General features: G+C 37.0%; 3 protein-coding genes. All 3 read right to left on the bottom strand.

The features are described 5' to 3' along the window. The coding region (gene folE / locus ACJML3_RS10580; protein ID WP_406023069.1) for a GTP cyclohydrolase I FolE at nucleotides 1-651 on the bottom strand (651 nt) is incomplete at its 3' end. Further along, nucleotides 632-1,423 carry a Nif3-like dinuclear metal center hexameric protein gene (locus tag ACJML3_RS10575; protein WP_406023067.1) on the bottom strand — a complete coding sequence of 264 codons (792 nt, stop codon included), beginning with the start codon at nucleotides 1,421-1,423 and terminating at the stop codon, nucleotides 632-634. The genes folE and ACJML3_RS10575, both read right to left, overlap by 20 nt. 16 nt (nucleotides 1,424-1,439) lie before the next feature. Continuing rightward, the coding region (locus tag ACJML3_RS10570; RefSeq protein ID WP_406023065.1) for an SPOR domain-containing protein at nucleotides 1,440-1,651 on the bottom strand (212 nt) is incomplete at its 5' end.

Genomic DNA, 1,651 nt, shown 5'->3' with positions numbered 1-1,651 from the left:
AAATTCATGTCTTGAAGATGGATTTGTCTTAAAGAATCCACCTAATGCAGTTGTTGTTGTATTTGAAATCTGATCTTTAACACCACGTGACTTTACACAGTAATGAGTAGCAGTAATTGTAACAGCAACATTTTTAGTATTTAAAAGAGTCTGCAGAGCCACTTTAATCTGCTGTGTAAGTCTTTCCTGAACCTGTGGGCGTCTTGCAAAAAACTGAACGATTCTGTTTACCTTTGAAAGACCAATAATCTTGTCTGACGGCATATAGGCAACTTTTGCAACACCATCCATTACAACAAAGTGATGTTCACAAGTTGAGGTTACAGTTATATTTGAAACCTTAACCATTTCATCAAAATGCATCTTGTTCTCAAAAACAGATACCTTTGGAAAATTTCTGTAATCAAGGCCAGAAAAGATCTCATCAATAAACATCTTTGCAACACGTTTTGGAGTCTGTGACAGAGAATCATCATTCAGATCAAGTCCCATTGTGGACATAATCTGAGAGAACTTTTCTTCAATAATGCTCTTTTTTTCCTCTGATGATAAAGAATTCTCCACATATGGAGATTCAAGGCCGCAGGCAATAAGAGCATTGCGAACCATTAATGCCTCATTTGACAGTTCATCAGTTTGCTGAGCAGTCATAGGTTTTTACTTCCTTTTCAATGCTGAAATGCAGATGGTGATGTTCCAAAGAGAATTTTCTTGCAAGATGATCACCTAAACGCTTAATACCGCCCTGCTCTGAAGCATGGTGACCAAGAACAAAAACAGGAGTACCGCTTTCCTTTGCTAAATGATATGTCTGCTCCTTGATATCACCGGTTACAAGTGCATCAAAAGGATGAGACATACGATCATCAACAAAAGTTGATCCAGAACCTGAACAAATTGCAATCTTTGATAATAAAATCTTCTCATCGCAGTCGCCTACAACGCTTACTGGAGTGTTTAAAGAATCAGAATAGATTTTTGCAATCTGCTCTACAGTAAGAGGCTCATCTAGAATGCCAACCAAAGCATAGGAGTTTGGATTACCAGGCTCAATATAATCAATCTCTGATAATTTAATGAGATCGGATAAATATCTGTTGTTGCCAACCACAAGATGAGTATCTAATGGAAGATGATAAGCTAAAAGATTTATATTTGACTCTAAAATTGCATTAAGTCTGTCTTTAAAAGCGCCTATAACTGGTGTAGTCTGCCCCTTCCAGAACAGACCGTGATGAACAATTAAAGTATCCGCACCAGATTCAATGGCAGCATCAATTGCCTCTAAAGACGCAGTGGCTGCTGTAGCTATGCTCTGACACTCCTTAAAACCTTCAACCTGTAATCCATTTAAAGAACAGTCAGGAATTTTTTTTACATCAAGATAATCATCAATATATGAAACGAGTTCAGATAAAAGCATACAGTCTCCTGTCTTATTACAGAGCTACAATACGGCACTGCTCTTTGGTATTCTTTTTAACCTTGTTGCAAATTGCAAGTGCACCTTCTCTAGTTTTTGAGGTACCTGCAAATACTCTGATCATGGCTTTTCCATTGATATTAATATTCTGGCTTATGGTCTTAAAACCTTTTGAATTTAAAACAGAAACTAGAGCATCAACATTTGCCTTTTTAGAGAATACACCAA

Origin of the sequence: Succinivibrio sp., assembly GCF_045124615.1 — a bacterium.
GTDB lineage: Bacteria > Pseudomonadota > Gammaproteobacteria > Enterobacterales > Succinivibrionaceae > Succinivibrio > Succinivibrio faecicola.
Note: the sequence above shows the minus strand (reverse complement) of the source record. Positions and strands in the feature narration are given on the sequence as shown.